The 444-nt window shown below is 63.7% G+C and carries 1 protein-coding gene and 1 pseudogene; both read right to left on the bottom strand.

The genetic code is table 11. From position 1 onward, the window contains the following. Positions 1-36 precede the first annotated feature (36 nt). Entirely contained in the window at positions 37-210 is a 174-nt protein-coding gene (locus O7A05_RS34190) for a hypothetical protein (RefSeq protein WP_282522694.1), read from the bottom strand. A 19-nt stretch (positions 211-229) separates the two neighbouring features. Continuing rightward, a pseudogene (locus O7A05_RS34185) lies at positions 230-444 on the bottom strand (NADPH-dependent FMN reductase); the annotation flags it as partial.

Genomic DNA, 444 nt, shown 5'->3' with positions numbered 1-444 from the left:
CCGTGGGCGCAGGCGAACGTGTCCTGGTTAGGCGAGCTATGGGCCGCCGGCAACGGAGCCCGCGATCACCATGACGAGATCGGCAAGATCGATCTTTCCATTGACGACCAGCGCTTCCGAAGAGCCTTCGACTTTCAGCGCTTGCGGCCGGTTGGCGGCCTGACGCTTGAGCTCGCCGATAATGGCCTCCTTGAGCTTCTCCTCCAGCATCCGATCTCCTTTCAGGCTGTCATTTGGGATTTGGCTCTTCAAGGCCCTCTCCGGGCTCGTCGAGCCGCCCACTCCGGGCCAGCCGGATAGCGTTGCCGAGCGCGCACGCCACGTTGCGCACCTCCTGCTGAAACTCGCGGTCCTCGTCGAGGTCGCGGTGGGAGGTCGCATATGGCTCCATGTAGCCGACATAACCGTCGATCTCGCCGAAGCGGCCCGCGGAGATCAGGTGCA

The organism is Mesorhizobium argentiipisi (SeqCode) (assembly GCF_037179585.1).
Taxonomy (GTDB): Bacteria; Pseudomonadota; Alphaproteobacteria; order Rhizobiales; family Rhizobiaceae; genus Mesorhizobium; species Mesorhizobium argentiipisi.
The sequence above is the reverse complement of the archived record's forward strand: the minus strand, read 5'-3'. Positions and strand labels throughout refer to the sequence as shown.